Raw genomic sequence first — 15,432 nt, forward strand, 5'->3', positions numbered from 1 at the left:
ATCGGTCACCATTGCTTGGCGTTCGGATCGAAGGGCACCGGGTTGCCCGCACCGTCGCGCAACCTGGTGCCATCGTTGCGGTCCTGTTGCGCATCTTTGTTCTGTTGGTTCAGCTGATCGAGCTGGCTCGGATCAGGGCTCTGCGACGGATCTGCTGGACCCGGATTCTGCCCGTTCTGGCCTTGCTGCGACTGCTCCGACTTCTGCTGCAGCCTGCCTTTGGCGTCCTGGAGCTGCTGCCCCTCTCCTTGCTGATTCCCGCTCGAACCAGCCTGGAAACAGCCCTGCGGGGCTGCATCGATGACACCGATTCCCTGGTCGTACAAGGCCTGCGCCGCGTTTTGCTCCCCTGCTGCGCGTTTGGCATCTCCGAGCTTTTCCACGGTGAGCACCAGATTGACCCGGACCCGGCAGGATTCCGCGCTGGGCGCCAGCGCCAGAGCTTGTTCGAATTCGGGCTTCGCGGACTCGAAGTCACCGCTGAGCAGGTAGCCGTCACCATCGTTGAACCAAGCCTTGTACGGCTCAATCACATTGGCGACTTTGAGCACGCCGGCAGCGGCATGCACGCCGGCGGCGTCGCCTTTCGCGAAGGCACTCTCGAGCTGGGCCGAAGCGATTCCCACGCTCAAGGTCTTCGCCGCCAGCAACAGCAGCAACAGCAGCAGAGGTGCCGAGACCAGCAGCAGTTTCCGCCGCAGTCGCAATTTCGCCTGCCGGTCCTGCCGCGATCCCGGCTGCCAGGGCGCGGCCAGGACCGCCGGCTCCAGCCGCTCCCGTTCGGGCGAAAGAATTCGATTCGTCATGGCGCTCCTTTGCTCGGGCGGGCAATACCGGCCGCCGGCGGAGCCAATCGCCGGAGCTCGCGGCCGGCGCCGAAGAGCTCCCAACCGGCCAAAGCCGTCAGGCCGAGGCCGAAAATCCAGGTCAACTCGAATTGTGCGCGCACCTGGCTCTGCCCGTCGATCCTCAGGACGCCTGCCTGGACCCCGGTCATCGCCGCATCGATTCCATCGCCCGCAGCCCGGTGCACATAGCCGACCCGCAGCTGCTGGGCAATGGACCGCAACATGTTTTCATCGATTTTCGACACTGCATCGGAGCCGGTCGAGTAATCCTGGATGTAGCCCGGGCCAAGGCCGTTTCCGAACCCGGAATTCACCAGCATCCGGCCGCCGGCGGAGGTGCCATAGCCCAACACTGCTCCCCCGGAGACCAGCCCTTCCGGGAGGTCGAACGGAGCCGGCGCCGTGGCCGCGGTCTGTTCGCCGTCGCCCAGGTAGTAGACCACCCGCGCCCGGTCCGGGTGCGCGCGCTTCGCCGCTTCCAGCCGGGCAGCCAAGCTCTTGGCCGCCACGGTCACCGACGAGCCCCGCGAATAGACCGTGATCTCCGGGCTCAGCCCGTCCACCGAGTTGGTCAATGCGTTCGCATCGCTGGTCAACGGAACCAGGACCCGGGCATCTTGGGCGAACCCGATCAGCGAAAACGACGCTCCGGGCAGTTTTGCAGCGATCGACGTGATGTCCGCTTTCACCCCGGTCAGCCGAGGCTGACCATCGCCGAAGTCCTGGGCGACGACCGAGCTCGTGGTGTCCACCACGAAGAACACGTCCAGCTGCGTTGCCGCAGAACTCGCATCGGCTCCGCCCACGCCCGGACGCAGGAACGCCAAAGCCAGCAACAGCACCATCGCGCCCCGGCGCAGCCAACTGATCCGACGGCCGCGCTCGCGGAATGCCAGCCAAAGACAGCAAACCAGCAATCCGGAACCGGCCAGCAGGATCACCCACCATGGGAACCACGGCGCGAAACTCATCGGCGCAACCGCCAAGCTCCGAAGATCAGCCCGCCCAGTCCGAGGCCGGCCACGGCGAGCCAGGGTTCCGGCTGATCCCGGAGGTTGATCCGCGGTGCTGCCTCGATCCGTCGCGCTTCAGTCGCCTGGACCTGGGCCACGATGTCCTTGGCCGCCGCCGGATCCCCGAGCGGATAGTAGGCCCCGGCGGTCTTTTCCACGGCGGCTTGCAGTTGCCTGGCGGCGCTGGCCTTCGTGCCGGTGGCTTCCGGGCCGTTCGGATTGATGCCGTACACCCGCACCGACTTCCCGACGGCCAGGGCAGCAGCCTGGTCCAGGCTGAACAGCGGCCGTCCGAGCAGCACATTGTCGGTGGCGAAGACCACGGTCCGGGAACGGAGCGCATCCGGGGTCTGCGGGAATCCGTTCACGCAGGTCGCCAAACCATCGCCGATCAGCGACGATCCTTTGCCGCCGTAGGTGCCATCGAAGAATCCGGTGTCTTTGCTCTGATCCGACATTGCAGTGTGCGCTGCAGTGAGCTGTTCGCGCACGAATTCATAGTCGTCGGTGAGCGGGAAAACCTGCACGGCCGAGGAATCGAAGATGACCATGCCCAACCGTTCGCCGCGGAAGTTCTGCGCCAAGTCATTGAAGACCTGGACGAGTTCGGCATCCGCATCCACCATGGAGCCCGAAACATCCAGGCAGAGCATGATGTCCCGGTTGTTCGACTGCGGGCTGTTGTTCTGCGGCACGGCCGGCCGCGATGCCGCGATCAGCGCACCGAGGCAAAGCAGCAGGGCCGAGCCCGCCAATACCCCGGTCCAGAGCCGTCGGCGGGCCAAGGCCGCACGGTACCCCGGCAACCCGGTCAGCCGATCGGCGTGTGCCACCGGTGTGCGGCGGCGTTCGCGCTTCGGTCCGCGCCAAGCCCAATAGAGCACGCCCAAGAGCAAGGCCGCACCGATCGGCAGCAACCACCAGAAGACTAAGGCCATGCCCGCACCACCTGATGCGCCAGTGACACGGAATGCTCGACTTCGCGGGCGCTCTGCAGGCCGAATTCGACCGGGTAGAAGAATTCCACCGCGTCCACCACCGGCGGGAATCCGATCGCCTGCAGCTCGCTGAGCGTCATCCGATCCGAAGCGACTCCGGTGACCTCCCGGGTGAATCCCCGCACCGCCGCGCTGAGCCGCTGGTTGGCCTCCCGGGCATCGATGTCACCGCGCCGGTGGCGGTGCGCGATCTCATCGATCAGCGCGGAATACTTCGAGCGGACCGGCGGCAGCCGCCGCGGCGGCAGTGGCGTCGGGGCTTCGCCCGGCGCGATCCGCAGTTTCCGAGTCCACCAGAAGACGAAGCCCAGCCAAGCGCCGGCCAGCAGCAATAGCAACACTCCGGCGGCCGGCCAGAACCAGGCGTAACCGACCGGCGGGAAAAAGCCACCGCTACTTCCCGGCACGTCGGTGCCTCTCCAACAGGCGGAAAACCGTTGGCACCGCGTCCGCGCTGTGGCCCAACCATTCCGCGGAGATCCCTTCGCGGCCCAGCAGATCGGCCAGGCGCTGCCGCCGGGCCTGCACCGCGGCACCGTATTCGGCGGCCAAGCCGGGCTCGCTAGCCAGAAAGGACATCACGGGCTGCATCTGCTGCACCCCAAGCGGCTCCGCGCCCCATGCCGGATCGCGAAGGTCCGCATCTTCCAGAGTCAGCCACAGGATTTCGTGCTGGGCACGCAACCGGCGCAGCAAACCAGCCAGCTCCGGACTTGCCGCGAGTTCGTCGGCGACCACGATCAGCAGCGTCCGGGTCTTGACGTGCTGCGCGATGAAATCGAGTTGCCCGGTCAGCTCCGAATCCGCCGAGGCCAGGGAGGTTTCCCGGTCCACGGTCTGCAGCAACGACTCCAAGTGGGCTTCGCCGCCTTTGGCGGCACTCATCACGGTACCGCTCGCATCACCGTGCACCAAGGCCACTTGGTCCCCGTGCTTCAAGGCCAAGTAGCCGAGGACGCCGAGCAGCAGCACGGTCAGTTCTTTTTTGCTCTCCCCGCCTTTGGCGACCGCAGCCATATTCCGACCGGTGTCCGCGAGCAGCAGCACGGTCTGCTTGCGGACCGCAACATACCTGCGGATCAGGGGCGAACCATGCCTGGCGGTCGCCTTCCAATCGATGTCCCGGACTTCATCACCGGGCACATAGCCCCGCAGGTCGTCGAAGTCCAAACTCCGGCCGCGGAAAACCGCTGCGTATTCGCCGTCGAGCATGCTGTGGGCTTTTCGGTGCGCGAAGATGAACATCTTCGACTTCACCTTCTGCAGAAGCGTCGCCATCGCCGAATCAGGGGGTTTGCACGGAAGCGAGGACTGCGTCGATCACCGATTCCACCTGGACCTGCTCGGCGACCGCAGCGAAGCCGAGCAGCACCCGATGCCGCAGCACCCGATGCGCCAGACCCTTGACGTCCTCCGGCAATACGTGGTCCCTGCCGTTGAGCAGGGCCACCGCTCGCGATGCCTGGGAAAACGCGATCGATGCTCTGGGGCTGGCGCCGAACTCCAGGAATCCGGCCAACTTCGGGTCCAGGTAATGCCCCGCGTGCCGGGTCACATAGACCAGCCCGACGATGTAGCGGACGATCGCCGGATCGATGTAGACCCGGCGGGTCAATGCCTGCAGCCTGCGCACGTCGTCCAAGCCCGCGACAGCGGTGGGCTTTGCTTCCGGCGCGAAAACTCCGGCATCGATCCGGCGGATCACCTCCGCTTCTTCGGCTGGCGTCGGATAGTCCAGCACGTCCTTGAGCATGAACCGGTCCATTTGGGCTTCGGGAAGCTGATAGGTTCCTTCCTGCTCGATCGGGTTCTGCGTGGCCAACACCAGGAACGGGTCCGGCAGCGGATACACCACACCGCCGATGCTGGTCTGGCGCTCCTGCATGGCCTCCAACATCGCGCTCTGCGTCTTCGCGCTCGACCGGTTGATCTCGTCGAGCAAGACCAAGTTGGCGTGCACCGGACCCAACTGGGTATTGAAGACGCCCTTCGAGGCATCGTAGACCTGGGTGCCCACGATGTCGCTGGGCAGCAGGTCCGGGGTGCACTGGATCCGGTGGAACTGAGCGCTCACGGTATCGGCCAAGGTCTGCGCCGCGGTGGTTTTGGCCAGGCCCGGCACGCTTTCGAGCAGGATGTGGCCGCCGGTCATCAATCCGATCAATAGGGTCTCCCGCAGCCGGGCCTGACCCACCACTTTGCCTTCGAAACTCCGGGATATCCCGGCCAAAAGGGCTTGCGCGCTTTGCAAATCCTCCGGGGCAACCCGCGCTGCGGTCATCTGGTTCATCTGCGGCTCCACTGCTTCTCGATCGTCCGGCATGCTCCCCCGTCAACGCGGCCGTTTGGTCTCGCCCGGCAAACTCGTGCACCGGGCCGGACATCAAATTCCATCCAATCCAATCACGGCATGCTGTGCAATGGGCAGATCTCCCCATCCGCCCGGGTCGCGTCCCTACCGCCGGCAGAGCTGGCGTTATAGCGTTTCCCCATGACTACAACGACGTGGCCCCAGCTGCCTTCCTATTCATCCGGCGTCTCGGAGTTGCCGTTGCTCGGCGAAACCATCGGTGCGAACTTCAGCCGGATCGCCGCCGAGCACGGCGAGCGGGAAGCGTTGGTCGAAGCCGCCACTGGACGGCGGTGGAGCTATCGCGAACTTGCCGACGCCGTCGGCGAGTTCGCCCGCGGACTGCTTGGTTCCGGAATCCGGAAAGGCGACCGGGTGGGCATCTGGGCGGTCAATTGCGCCGAATGGGTGATCGTGCAATACGCCACGGCGCAGATCGGTGCAATTCTGGTCAACGTCAACCCGGCTTACCGGCAACACGAACTCGCCTATGCCTTGAACCAGTCCGGCATGCGGATGATCATCGCCCAGGTCGGCTTCAAAAACTCGGCCTTCCGGGAACTCATCGACGCCGTCCGGCCCGAGTGCCCGGCATTGGCCGACGCCGTGTACATCGATGATCCGAGCTGGCAGCGGTTGATCGAATCGGGACGGGACCTGCCCGATTCGGCCCTGGCGGACCGGGCCGCGGAACTCTCCGCCGACGATCCGATCAACATCCAGTACACCTCGGGCACCACTGGTTTCCCCAAGGGCGCCACGCTGAGCCACCACAACATTCTGAACAACGGCTTCTTCGTGACCGAGACCATCCGGATCACCAACCAGGACCGGATCTGCGTTCCGGTCCCCTTCTACCATTGCTTCGGCATGGTGATGTGCAATCTCGGCGCAACCAGCCACGGCGCGGCCATCGTGATCCCTGGGCCGGCGTTCGATCCGGCCCGCACCCTGCAAACCGTCCAGGACGAAAAATGCACCGCGCTCTACGGCGTGCCGACGATGTTCATCGCAGAACAGAACCTCGCCGATTTCGCCGGCTATGACCTTTCCAGCCTGCGCACCGGGATCATGGCCGGCTCGCCCTGCCCGGTCGAGGTGATGAAACGCTGCATGACCGAGATGCACATGGAGCAGGTAGCGATCGCCTACGGGATGACCGAAACCTCACCGGTGTCGATGCAGACCAGGCCCGACGACGACGTCGAGCGGAGGACTGCCACCGTGGGCCGGGTGCACCCGCATTTGGAAGTCAAGATCGTGGACCCGGCGACCGGGTTGACCGTGCCCCGGGGCACACCGGGGGAATTCTGCACCCGTGGATACTCAGTCATGCTGGGCTATTGGGAGGACCCGCAGAAGACCGCCGAGGCCATCGACCAGGCTCGATGGATGCACACCGGCGATCTCGCCGAAATGCGCGAGGACGGCTACGTCACCATCGTCGGCCGGATCAAGGACATGGTGATCCGCGGCGGGGAAAACCTCTACCCCCGGGAAATCGAAGAGTTCCTCTACACGCATCCCGATATCGCCGATGTCCAGGTCGTCGGAGTACCGGATCCCGAGCACGGCGAAGAACTCTGCGCGTGGATCACCTTGCGCGCCGGGGCCCAACCGATCGACCAGGCCGCAATCGCCGCATTCTGCGCCGGCAAGCTCTCCAAGCACAAAATCCCGCGCTACGTCCTGATTGTCCAGGAGTTCCCGATGACCGTCACCGGGAAGATCCGGAAAATGGAGATGCGGGCCAGCTCGATCGAACTGCTGGGACTGGCACCGAACCCGCCGGTCCACTGAGCGGCTACTCTTCGCTGGCCAGCACCAGGCTCGCAGCGTGCGGGCCGAAGGAGTCTTCGAGCACCAGGCAGGCCGCACCTACCGCTCCGACATCGCTGCCCACACCGGTGCTCATCACCTCGATGCCGTGCACCTTGGCGGTGGCGCTGCGCGCGGTCAGCCGGGCCGGCAGCTTCGCCAGGAAGGCCGCTTCGAAATGCTTCCAGAAGGGGCCACCGAAGACCACATGGTCCACATCCAGCAAATTCGTCTGCGCAGACACCGCCACCGCGAAACGTTCGGCTGCCCGGTCCAGCACATTGATGGCCTGTTCGTCCCCGGACTCTGCGGCCTCGGCCAACGCTGCTACTTGTTCCTGCAACGAGTCGGGACTCGCGGCCAGAACCGCTTTCACCCCGGCGGTCCGCGCCTCGGCCACGATGTTCTCCGGCATGCACGTCACCTTCACGCAGCCGCGTTGGCCGCAATCGCACCCGGGTCCGTCCGGATCAGCGATGATGTGGCCGACTTCGCCGGCATTTCCAGAACTGCCGCGCACGACTTCGTCGTCGAGCACCAGGCCACTGCCGATGCCGGTGCCCATGTAGACGAAAATGAAGCTCCCGGCACCTGAAGCGCCGCCTGCCCAAATTTCGGCGACCGCGGCTGCCGTGACGTCCTTGTCCAGCAACACGGGCAGATCGACGGCCTTCTGCAGTTGATCACGCAACGCGACTTTGCCCCAGCGCTGCATGTGCGGGGGTTCGACGACGGCCCCGGCCACCGGATCGATCGGTCCCGGGGTGGCGACACCCAGTCCGGCGATCTTGCTCCGATGGATGCTCCGCTCGGCGATCATCGAGTTGATCTCCTCGGCGATTCCGTCGAGCGTCTCCTGGGGATCTGCGTCCGCACGGGTCGGCAGCTTGCGCGAAATCACTACCGAACCGGTGAGGTCGAGCAAAGCGAAATTGGTTTCCGCCGGGTCCAGATGCACGCCGATCGCATACATCCCCGCCGGGTTGAGCCGCAAAATGGTCCGCGGCTTGCCGGGGCCGCTGCCGTATTTGCCGGCCTCGACGATCAGGCTCTGATCCAGCAGCCTCCGGCAGATATTGGACACGGTCTGCGCCGCGAGGCCGACGATGCCGGCGAGTTCGACCCGGCTCACCCCATCCGGACTGCGACGAATCGCATCCAGGATCACCGAAAGATTGAAGTCTCCCATTCGTGGCAGGTTGGTACCGCGTCTGCGCACCAGTGCCTTTGCTTCTGGCAATCTAACCTCGTCCCTAAAACTCGCGGATCCCCATCCGCCGTTGCGGCCGGGTAATCTCGGTCTTAATCCAAACCACCGAAGGATCTCTCCCGATGGCGAATATGCCCGCTGCCGAAGTGCCGATCGACGAAGCATTGGTCACCCGTTTGCTCCGTGAACAACACCCCGACTTGGCACATCTACCTGTACACACATTATCGAATGGTTGGGATAACGCGGTCTTCCGACTCGGTTCGGATTTCGTGGTCCGGTTGCCGCGTCGGGAGATCGCAGTCCAACTATTGCGCAATGAACAACTATTCTTGCCGCAGATCGCGGAACTGACCAGCCTGCCCTTGCCGGTTCCGATCCGGATCGGCCAGCCGGGAGCGCATTTTCCCTGGCCTTGGACCATCGGCCCCTGGTTCGCCGGTCGACCGGCGATCGATTCAGCCCCCAGCGAACACCGCGGTTTGGTCGGGCAACTCGCGGAATTCGTCATTGCACTGCACCGGCCGGCTGCCGCGGATGCCCCGCAGAACCCGGTCCGCGGGGTGCCATTACGCCGTCGGGACCGGGCCTTCCGGCACCGGATGGAGACGCTCGACACCGCTCATTCGGCCCAGATCATCGCGGTTTGGGAAGAAGTCCTGGAGATTCCGGAATGGCAATGCGAACCGTTTTGGATCCATGGCGATCTGCACTCCGCGAACATCCTGGTGCAACAGCAGCAGATCAGCGCGATCATCGACTTCGGCGATCTGGCCGGTGGCGATCCCGCAGTCGACCTGGCAGCGGGCTGGATCCTTTTCGACGCCGAAGCCAGATCCCGCTTCCAACAAGAGGTCGGCGCCGCACTCGGCCCCGATCCGGCGTTGTGGCAACGGGCCCGGGGCTGGGCGCTGAATCTGGGCACCGCATTGCTCGCCAACTCGGACGACAATCCGCAGTTCCGGGCCTTGGGCGATCACGTGGTGAACGCAGTGCTGGCCGACTGACCCAGTACCCTCCAGCCGTCCGGGCAGCCATCGTCCCGAGCCGGCATCGGCCCCGTCAGCGGCGGGTGGATTCCAGCACGGTGAACTTCGGGCCTTGGGCGATCGCCCGGCTCGGGCCGATGGTTCGCTGCAACGCCGGCCGATAGTCCAAATGCCGGTTGTAGACGGTCCAGAGCCGACCGCCCGGGGCCAGCAAGCGCGCCGCCGCGGCGAAGAGCTTCAAGGCGACGCCAGTGTGCACCGCCGCGCCACTGTGGAACGGCGGATTCAGCAGGATGAAGTCGGCGCAGCCTGCCGGCAGGCTCTGCCCGGCATCGTCCTGCAAGACCGTCACGTTCCGCGCGCCGTTGGCGGCCGCCGTCGCCGCAGCAGATCGGATCGCGGCCTCCGAACGGTCGGTCGCGATGACCTTCGATTCGGGCCGCAGCAATGCCGCCCGGGTGGCCAGCAGGCCCGTGCCGCAACCCAGATCGATCACCGTGCCGACCTGTGGCAGCTGTGGTTCGGTCAGCGAATCGAGCAAAAACCTGGTGCCGATGTCCAGGGCGGCGCCCGCAAATACCGCGCCATGCGCCCGGACCTCGAGCTCCAGCCCGGGCGCCGCCTGGACCGTGGCAGACAGCGGGAACCCCACTGCGTCGGTCGGCAACGCCGGATCGGTCGCGGTCAGCAGCCGGGACTTCTGTTGCGCCAGTGAAGCGCGGACCGTGCCGAAATAACGGGCGAGCACCGCGTTCATCGCCAGGCTCATGTGTTTGACCCGGCCGGCTGCCAACAGCACCGCCCCGGGATCGGCATGGCGCGCAATCGCCTGCACCGTCTGCTCCAACTCGGCCAATCCCCTGGGCAGCTTCAGCAGCACCAAGCGGGCACCGCTGAGCAACGCCGCGCCGCCGTCGACGAGCAAGGAACGCTGCCGGGCGCCGAGCTCGATGCCCAGCCGCTCGCCGTTTTCACGCAAAGCCTGCTCTCCGGTGCAGAGGTCTTGCTGCACCCGGATCCCCTTGACGCCGAATCGGGCGGCCATGCCGAAGGACAGGGCGCCGTAGGAGTCGTTCAGCAGCACCAGTTGATCAGCCGGCTCGGCCAGATCCGGCAGATACTGCGCCACAGCCTCGAGCAGATATCCATCGCTGGCGTCCCAAGCGAAGAGATTCGCAGCCTCTACGTCTGGTGAGCGGCGCAGATCGCTCAGTTGGAAGGAGTCGGGGTTCATTCCCCCAGGGTATCCAGCACCGAACGCTCCACCTGCATTCTCGGAACCGGTCCTGCCGGTCTGTCGCGGCGCGGAACGGCCGCTGCGACCCTTGCTGCTCCGCGTCCCGGGCTAATCTGGGCTTTGTCTCCGATCCGCAGTGGAAAGCCAGGTCATGTTCGAATCCGACGAGGTCTTCAGTTCGTTCTCCTGCGACGACATCCACTCCGCACGGAAGTTCTATTCGGCAATCCTCGGCTTCCGGATCACCGAACACCGGGGGATGCTGTCGCTCCATCTGGGCCCAGGCCCAACCCACTTGATCTAGGCCAAGGCGGACCATCTGCCGCCCAGTTATATCGCGCTCAACCTGCCCGTGGCCGACGTCGAAGCCGCGGTGGGCGAACTCGCGGCCCGAGGCATGATGGTGGAAAAGTTCCCGGGAGTGGACGACGACGGCATCATGCGGCGGGGCGGTGCTCTGGTCGCCTGGTTCAAAGATCCAGCCGGCAACATCATTTCGGTGATCGACAAACGGCGGAGCGCCCCGGTCCGCACCGGAATCGCAGCCGGAGTCCGGGCCGAGCGCTGAATCAGCCCGGCCCGGACTCCCGAACCGACTCCGACCGGTGTAGATTCGGGCGTGGGCGGCCATCCTGTGCTTCGCCGCAAAATGTGCCGTGCCAGCAGATCTGCCGACGCCAACAGCCCGGAGGGACCGACCATGTTCAACGTTTCGCAGACTTTCAGTGGCTTTTCCAGCAACGACTTGCCCGCAGCGAAATCCTTTTACACCGAAAAACTCGGGTTGCAGGTGTCCGAGCAGAATGGCATGCTCTCGCTCGACCTCGAAGGCCGGCACCATTTGATCTATCCGAAGCCGGACCACGAGCCGGCGACTTATACCGTGTTGAATTTCCCGACCCCCGATATCGAAGCCACGATCGACGAACTGCGCGCCCGAGGCCTGGAATTCGAGAAGTACCCGGGCGTGGACGAACGCGGCATCAACCGGCACGGCGGACCGTTGATCGCATGGTTCAAGGACCCTGCCGGCAATATCCTTTCCGTGATCGAACAGCCGTGATCGAAAACCCGGTCAGCCGCCGGCTTTGACCACTGGTTCCTGCAACTCGGTGACCCAGGTTTCCGGGCGGTCGTTGCAGGCATAGTCGAGGTAAACTTCCCGATTCAGCCCCACTGAGGTGTAGCCGCTGGCTTCGATCCATCGGGCCAGGGTCTGGATGGTCGGCATCACCTTGTCCATCGGGCCCCGATGCACAATGGTCGCGGCCTGCGCCACCGCCGGCAATTCGACGATCTTGAACACGCCGTCGCTGATCGCCGCGGCGTCCACCGGTGCGGCAGCATGGACCACAACTCCGCCGCCGTCGGCGGTTTCGTAGTAGGCGATTCCCGGCCCGCTGGAATTGATCCCGGCGGCCGCGAGCCGTCGATACAACTCGGGATACAACGGCTGGATCACCGGGCCGATCGACTCGGGTTCGAAACTTTCCGCCCGGCCGACCAGTTCCGCGACCCGGACGGCCGGCAAGCTCTTGATCTGGATGTCATCCTGGGGCATGGCGCCCTCGCTTTCAATCAGTTGGAGCCTCGCTTCGACATTGCCCAGCCGAGTCCGGTCGATGGCCAATTGCGCCTGCAATTCGGCCTGGCGCAGCCGCAGCATGCCGCGCAACTGTTCCGGGCTGAGCCGGTCGTCGATGATCGAACCGACTTGCTCCAAAGTGAAGCCAGTTCTTTCAAGGCGATGATCCGGTTCAACCGGGCCAATTGCCCGGCAGCATAGTTCCGGTAGCCGGCGTGCCGCACCACTGCGGGGCGCAACAGCCCGATCGCGTCGTAGTGCCGCAACATCCGTACCGATACCTGGCCAAGTCTGGCGAAATCTCCGATGGTGAACATAACCCTTCCGGTCTACGGGCTGACACGGTGTCAGGGTCAAGCGTTTCGGCCGAGCCAGACTTCGGGGTTGATCATGTTGCTCGGCGCACCGGCAGCATAATCGTTGATCTGGTCGAAGATGTCGCCGAATTGCAGATCCCACTCCTCCTCGGTGACGTACCCGATGTGCGGCGTCGCCAAAACCTTGGGCGAGCTGAGCAGCGGATCCAGCGGATCCAACAAGGGCTCGGCGTCGAAAACATCCACCGCAGCGGCACCGGGCCGGCCCTGGTCCAAGGCGGCGAGCAACGCACCCGGTTGGATCAGCGCCGCACGGCTGGTGTTGACCAAAGTGGCGGTCGGCTTCATCCGAGCCAGGTCCGCCGCGCCGACGATCCCTTTGGTGGCCGGTACCGCGCGCATATGCAACGAAAGCACATCCGCTTGGCTGAAGAAGTCCGCCTGGTCGGCCGCTACCGGATAGCCGTCCGCTGTTGCCCTGGCGCGTGCCGCCGCACTCCCCCAGACCAAGACCTGCAGGCCGAAGGCCGCGCCGTAACCGGCCACCACCTTGCCGATCCGGCCGTAGCCGAAGATGCCCAAGGTCTGGCCGCGAAGCGTTCGGCCGACCCCGGTCTGCCAGTTTCCGGCCCGCAGCGAATTCACTTGTTGCGGGATCTGCCGAGCACTTGCCATGATCAACGCCCAGGTCAGCTCTGCGGCCGCATAGGACGGCGTGTCCGCATGCAGGTCCGAACAGAGCAGCACTCCGTTGTCGGTGCACGCGGCCACGTCGACGTGCGGATAAACGCTGCGCTGGCTGATCAATTGCAGCTTCGGCAGTGCGGCCAGCAAATCCGCGGTGATCGCCGTCCGCTCGCGGATCAGCACCAGGGCATCGGCATCCGCCAGGCGCGCCGCCAGCGCTGCGGTGTCCTGCACGTGATCGCGCCAGACCGTGACCTCGTGAGCATCGAGTTTCCGAAAGCAGGGCAAGCCGCGCAAGGTGTCGAAATAGTCATCCAGAATGCTGATCTTCATAATCGACAGCCTGGTACCCGCGCGGCAGTCTGTCCAGAGCCGGCCCGGGGAATCAGTCCACGGTCAACCCGGGGATTCCTACCGGATAGCCGAGTGACTCCAAGTAGACCAGGTGGCTTGCGGTCTCGGCCAAAGCGAGCCGCAGCGTATAGCCGCGCAGGGAATCCCAGCCCCGGGACCAGGTCAACACCTGGGCGACGTCCCATACCGTGTGCGGGCTCTGTCCGGACACCACCTGCCGGACCTCCGCAGAACGCTGATCGGTATGCGCTTTGATCTGCGCGATTCGTTCGGCCAGTCCGCGGAACCGGTATTCGTGGCCGGGCAGGACCTCCAGGCCGCCGGGCAGATCCACCCGGTCCAACGAGGCGTAGTAGTCCGCCAATGGATTGGCAGCGCCGAATGACTCCAGTGAAATATGCGGGGTGATCCGGGGCAGGATATGGTCACCGGTCAACAACAGGGAGTTTGCCTCGTCGAGGAAACACAGGTGTCCCGGCGTGTGCCCGGGCGTCGCCAAGGCGCGCATCGAGAGACCGGGGACCGGCAGCTGCTCGCCGTCGGCGAAGCGCAGATCCGGCTCGCCGGACTGCCGGCTCTTCGCCAGGATCTCCGCAGTGAGGCAAACCTCCGGCAACCGATCGGCCGGCACACCCCACTCGCTCAGCTTCGACCGGTCCCCCGCCAGCAATTCGGCCGCGGAACCGGCATCGTCGCGGTACAGCCCTTCGTGTTCGCCGAGCCCGAGCCACGCCCCGGACGCGGCTTTCAGCCGGGCCGCCATGCCCAGGTGGTCCGGGTGGTAATGGCTGACCGCGATTCCGGTCAGCTCCGACGGCTGGATGCCCGCGATTCGCAGGCCCTCGACCAACTGCTGCCAACCGGCGTCGCTGTCCCAGCCCGGATCGACGAAAACCGCACCCTGGTCACTGCGCAAAAGGTAGCCCAGCGTGTAACGCAGCGGATTCCCCGGAAAAGCCACCGGAATCGACCACACCCCCGGACGCACTTCTTCGACCGCAGGCATGGCTTTGTCCTGCCAGGCTTGGTGTTGGGCGAGTCCGGTAACAGTTATCACTGCGTTTTCACTTCCGATCGATCGGCACGAAAAAAGTAGTTGGCATCGCGTCAATAGTCCGCAATAATTGGCACCAGGTCAACAAAACCGGCCACTCGGCTTGAGGATGTATCAACGTGAACGGCTATTGCGAAATTACTTACCGCCGCTCTGAGCAAATTGCCACGGGCGCAATCAATCGAACGCAAGCGCACAACGGCTTGACCGGGGTGCCGCTCGGCGGGCATCCCCGGGCACCCCGGCGGGACGCATGAGCCAGCTGCAACTTCCCCCGGAACCGGCAGAGCCCCGCTGGCAACGGCTCAGTCCGGATGCCCGCCGGGAACAGATCTTCAATTGCGCGAAACAACTGTTTTCGGATCTGCCCTATGCGGAAGTCTCCTTGAGCCAAATAGCCGGTGCGGCCGGCGTCGCCCGCGGCTTGGTCAACCACTACTTCGGTTCGAAACGGGAGATCTACCTCGAGGTCATCCGGGAAACCTCGACCATGCCCGCAATGGATTTCAACAGCTTCGCCGATGGCACCATGGCGCAGCGCGTCGACGCCGGCGTGGCCTGGTTTTTGGACTACCTGGAGACCGCGGGAATCGCCTGGCTTTCCGCCATGGGTTCCAACGGACTGGGCAAGGACCCCGAACTGGAACAGATCCTCATCGAGGCGGAGAATGTATCGGTCGACCGGCTGATGGCAGCAATGGGACTCAGCGCTTCCGGGGCGAAACACACCCAGATCAGGGCGATGCTCCGGGTCTTCGGCCAGCTGGCCCGCAGCGGCGGCCGGGAATGGCTGGTGCGCAAGACGCTCAGCAAAAAGCAGACCCACGCTTTGCTCGCCGGAGCGCTTTTCGCGATCATCGACGAAGCCATTCCGCAAACCGTCGACTCCGGCCGTGAACCTTTGCAAGCCCGGTCAACCGAAGCCGGCAAGAAGTGATCCCATTGACCCTGCGCCAATAGTCTTGCACTATT

At 64.8% G+C, this 15,432-nt stretch carries 17 protein-coding genes and 1 pseudogene; 6 read left to right on the forward strand and 12 right to left on the reverse strand.

All coding sequences use genetic code 11. The annotated features are described in order from the left end of the window. Positions 1-5: 5 nt before the first annotated feature. The 6 genes from JOE69_RS01470 to JOE69_RS01495 are packed head-to-tail and all read right to left on the reverse strand — an operon-like array spanning position 6 to position 5,149. Positions 6-806, reverse strand: a complete 801-nt coding sequence (locus tag JOE69_RS01470) for a tetratricopeptide repeat protein (protein ID WP_309795475.1) — start codon at positions 804-806, stop codon at positions 6-8. Continuing rightward, a complete protein-coding gene (locus JOE69_RS01475) occupies positions 803-1,819 on the reverse strand; it encodes a vWA domain-containing protein (RefSeq protein ID WP_309795476.1) in 1,017 nt (338 codons plus the stop codon). Before JOE69_RS01475 ends, JOE69_RS01470 begins: the two co-directional genes overlap by 4 nt. After that, complete coding sequence (locus JOE69_RS01480; RefSeq protein WP_309795478.1) at positions 1,816-2,799, reverse strand: vWA domain-containing protein; 984 nt, start codon at positions 2,797-2,799, stop codon at positions 1,816-1,818. The genes JOE69_RS01475 and JOE69_RS01480 overlap by 4 nt, the downstream gene beginning before the upstream one ends. After that, complete coding sequence (locus JOE69_RS01485) at positions 2,790-3,266, reverse strand: hypothetical protein (RefSeq protein ID WP_309795480.1); 477 nt, start codon at positions 3,264-3,266, stop codon at positions 2,790-2,792. The genes JOE69_RS01480 and JOE69_RS01485 overlap by 10 nt, the downstream gene beginning before the upstream one ends. Further along, complete coding sequence (locus JOE69_RS01490) at positions 3,253-4,137, reverse strand: DUF58 domain-containing protein (RefSeq protein ID WP_309795482.1); 885 nt, start codon at positions 4,135-4,137, stop codon at positions 3,253-3,255. The genes JOE69_RS01485 and JOE69_RS01490 overlap by 14 nt, the downstream gene beginning before the upstream one ends. A 7-nt stretch (positions 4,138-4,144) precedes the next feature. Next, on the reverse strand, positions 4,145-5,149 hold the full coding sequence (locus tag JOE69_RS01495) for an AAA family ATPase (RefSeq protein WP_309795484.1): 1,005 nt from the start codon (positions 5,147-5,149) through the stop codon (positions 4,145-4,147). A 201-nt stretch (positions 5,150-5,350) separates the two neighbouring features. Between JOE69_RS01495 and JOE69_RS01500 the strand changes: the two genes are divergently transcribed. Continuing rightward, entirely contained in the window at positions 5,351-7,009 is a 1,659-nt protein-coding gene (locus tag JOE69_RS01500; protein WP_309795486.1) for an AMP-binding protein, read from the forward strand. 4 nt (positions 7,010-7,013) lie between these two features. On the opposite strand, the gene JOE69_RS01505 is transcribed toward JOE69_RS01500, so the two are convergent. Continuing rightward, positions 7,014-8,216, reverse strand: a complete 1,203-nt coding sequence (locus JOE69_RS01505; protein WP_309795488.1) for an ROK family transcriptional regulator — start codon at positions 8,214-8,216, stop codon at positions 7,014-7,016. 143 nt (positions 8,217-8,359) lie between these two features. On the opposite strand from JOE69_RS01505, the gene JOE69_RS01510 reads away from it, so the two are divergent. After that, positions 8,360-9,244, forward strand: a complete 885-nt coding sequence (locus tag JOE69_RS01510; RefSeq protein WP_309795490.1) for an aminoglycoside phosphotransferase family protein — start codon at positions 8,360-8,362, stop codon at positions 9,242-9,244. A 55-nt stretch (positions 9,245-9,299) separates the two neighbouring features. Here the strand turns inward: JOE69_RS01510 and JOE69_RS01515 are convergent, their stop codons facing one another. Beyond that, positions 9,300-10,460, reverse strand: a complete 1,161-nt coding sequence (locus JOE69_RS01515) for a class I SAM-dependent methyltransferase (RefSeq protein ID WP_309795491.1) — start codon at positions 10,458-10,460, stop codon at positions 9,300-9,302. Between the two features lie 154 nt (positions 10,461-10,614). Between JOE69_RS01515 and JOE69_RS01520 the strand changes: the two genes are divergently transcribed. The 3 genes from JOE69_RS01520 to JOE69_RS01530 all read left to right on the forward strand — a co-directional run bounded on the left by JOE69_RS01520 (position 10,615) and on the right by JOE69_RS01530 (position 11,526). After that, the gene (locus JOE69_RS01520) at positions 10,615-10,767 is read left to right on the forward strand and encodes a VOC family protein (RefSeq protein ID WP_309795493.1); all 153 of its coding nucleotides are present in this window, start codon (positions 10,615-10,617) and stop codon (positions 10,765-10,767) included. Between the two features lie 48 nt (positions 10,768-10,815). Further along, positions 10,816-11,031 (forward strand): VOC family protein, encoded by a 216-nt coding sequence (locus JOE69_RS01525; protein ID WP_309795494.1) that lies wholly within the window; start codon positions 10,816-10,818, stop codon positions 11,029-11,031. 132 nt (positions 11,032-11,163) lie between these two features. Beyond that, on the forward strand, positions 11,164-11,526 hold the full coding sequence (locus JOE69_RS01530; protein WP_309795497.1) for a VOC family protein: 363 nt from the start codon (positions 11,164-11,166) through the stop codon (positions 11,524-11,526). Between the two features lie 12 nt (positions 11,527-11,538). Here the strand turns inward: JOE69_RS01530 and JOE69_RS01535 are convergent, their stop codons facing one another. The 4 genes and pseudogenes from JOE69_RS01535 to JOE69_RS01550 form a co-directional block, all read right to left on the reverse strand. Next, a complete protein-coding gene (locus tag JOE69_RS01535; protein WP_309795499.1) occupies positions 11,539-12,186 on the reverse strand; it encodes a GyrI-like domain-containing protein in 648 nt (215 codons plus the stop codon). Positions 12,187-12,257: 71 nt separating this feature from the next. Further along, a pseudogene (locus JOE69_RS01540) lies at positions 12,258-12,365 on the reverse strand (MerR family DNA-binding transcriptional regulator); the annotation flags it as partial. A 36-nt stretch (positions 12,366-12,401) separates the two neighbouring features. Next, positions 12,402-13,385: a D-2-hydroxyacid dehydrogenase family protein gene (locus JOE69_RS01545; RefSeq protein WP_309795501.1), complete on the reverse strand. Its 984-nt coding sequence runs from the start codon at positions 13,383-13,385 to the stop codon at positions 12,402-12,404. Between the two features lie 52 nt (positions 13,386-13,437). Further along, positions 13,438-14,412 carry an MBL fold metallo-hydrolase gene (locus JOE69_RS01550; RefSeq protein ID WP_309795503.1) on the reverse strand — a complete coding sequence of 325 codons (975 nt, stop codon included), beginning with the start codon at positions 14,410-14,412 and terminating at the stop codon, positions 13,438-13,440. Between the two features lie 301 nt (positions 14,413-14,713). Here JOE69_RS01550 and JOE69_RS01555 point away from each other — a divergent pair, with 301 nt between their 5' ends. Then, a complete protein-coding gene (locus JOE69_RS01555; protein WP_309795505.1) occupies positions 14,714-15,397 on the forward strand; it encodes a TetR/AcrR family transcriptional regulator in 684 nt (227 codons plus the stop codon). Positions 15,398-15,432 lie beyond the last annotated feature (35 nt).

The sequence above is a fragment of the Arthrobacter russicus genome (assembly GCF_031454135.1).
Taxonomy (GTDB): Bacteria; Actinomycetota; Actinomycetes; order Actinomycetales; family Micrococcaceae; genus Renibacterium; species Renibacterium russicum.

Bases quoted from the DNA above. Each gene is read 5' to 3' on its own strand.
- JOE69_RS01515 (WP_309795491.1), bottom strand. From the start codon at position 10,460: ATGAACCCCGACTCCTTCCAACTGAGCGATCTGCGCCGCTCACCAGAC.
- JOE69_RS01495 (WP_309795484.1), bottom strand. From the start codon at position 5,149: ATGAACCAGATGACCGCAGCGCGGGTTGCCCCGGAGGATTTGCAAAGC.
- JOE69_RS01490 (WP_309795482.1), bottom strand. From the start codon at position 4,137: ATGGCGACGCTTCTGCAGAAGGTGAAGTCGAAGATGTTCATCTTCGCG.
- JOE69_RS01475 (WP_309795476.1), bottom strand. From the start codon at position 1,819: ATGAGTTTCGCGCCGTGGTTCCCATGGTGGGTGATCCTGCTGGCCGGT.
- JOE69_RS01470 (WP_309795475.1), bottom strand. From the start codon at position 806: ATGACGAATCGAATTCTTTCGCCCGAACGGGAGCGGCTGGAGCCGGCG.
- JOE69_RS01500 (WP_309795486.1), top strand. From the start codon at position 5,351: ATGACTACAACGACGTGGCCCCAGCTGCCTTCCTATTCATCCGGCGTC.
- JOE69_RS01545 (WP_309795501.1), bottom strand. From the start codon at position 13,385: ATGAAGATCAGCATTCTGGATGACTATTTCGACACCTTGCGCGGCTTG.
- JOE69_RS01520 (WP_309795493.1), top strand. From the start codon at position 10,615: ATGTTCGAATCCGACGAGGTCTTCAGTTCGTTCTCCTGCGACGACATC.
- JOE69_RS01530 (WP_309795497.1), top strand. From the start codon at position 11,164: ATGTTCAACGTTTCGCAGACTTTCAGTGGCTTTTCCAGCAACGACTTG.
- JOE69_RS01505 (WP_309795488.1), bottom strand. From the start codon at position 8,216: ATGGGAGACTTCAATCTTTCGGTGATCCTGGATGCGATTCGTCGCAGT.
- JOE69_RS01555 (WP_309795505.1), top strand. From the start codon at position 14,714: ATGAGCCAGCTGCAACTTCCCCCGGAACCGGCAGAGCCCCGCTGGCAA.
- JOE69_RS01550 (WP_309795503.1), bottom strand. From the start codon at position 14,412: ATGCCTGCGGTCGAAGAAGTGCGTCCGGGGGTGTGGTCGATTCCGGTG.
- JOE69_RS01510 (WP_309795490.1), top strand. From the start codon at position 8,360: ATGGCGAATATGCCCGCTGCCGAAGTGCCGATCGACGAAGCATTGGTC.
- JOE69_RS01480 (WP_309795478.1), bottom strand. From the start codon at position 2,799: ATGGCCTTAGTCTTCTGGTGGTTGCTGCCGATCGGTGCGGCCTTGCTC.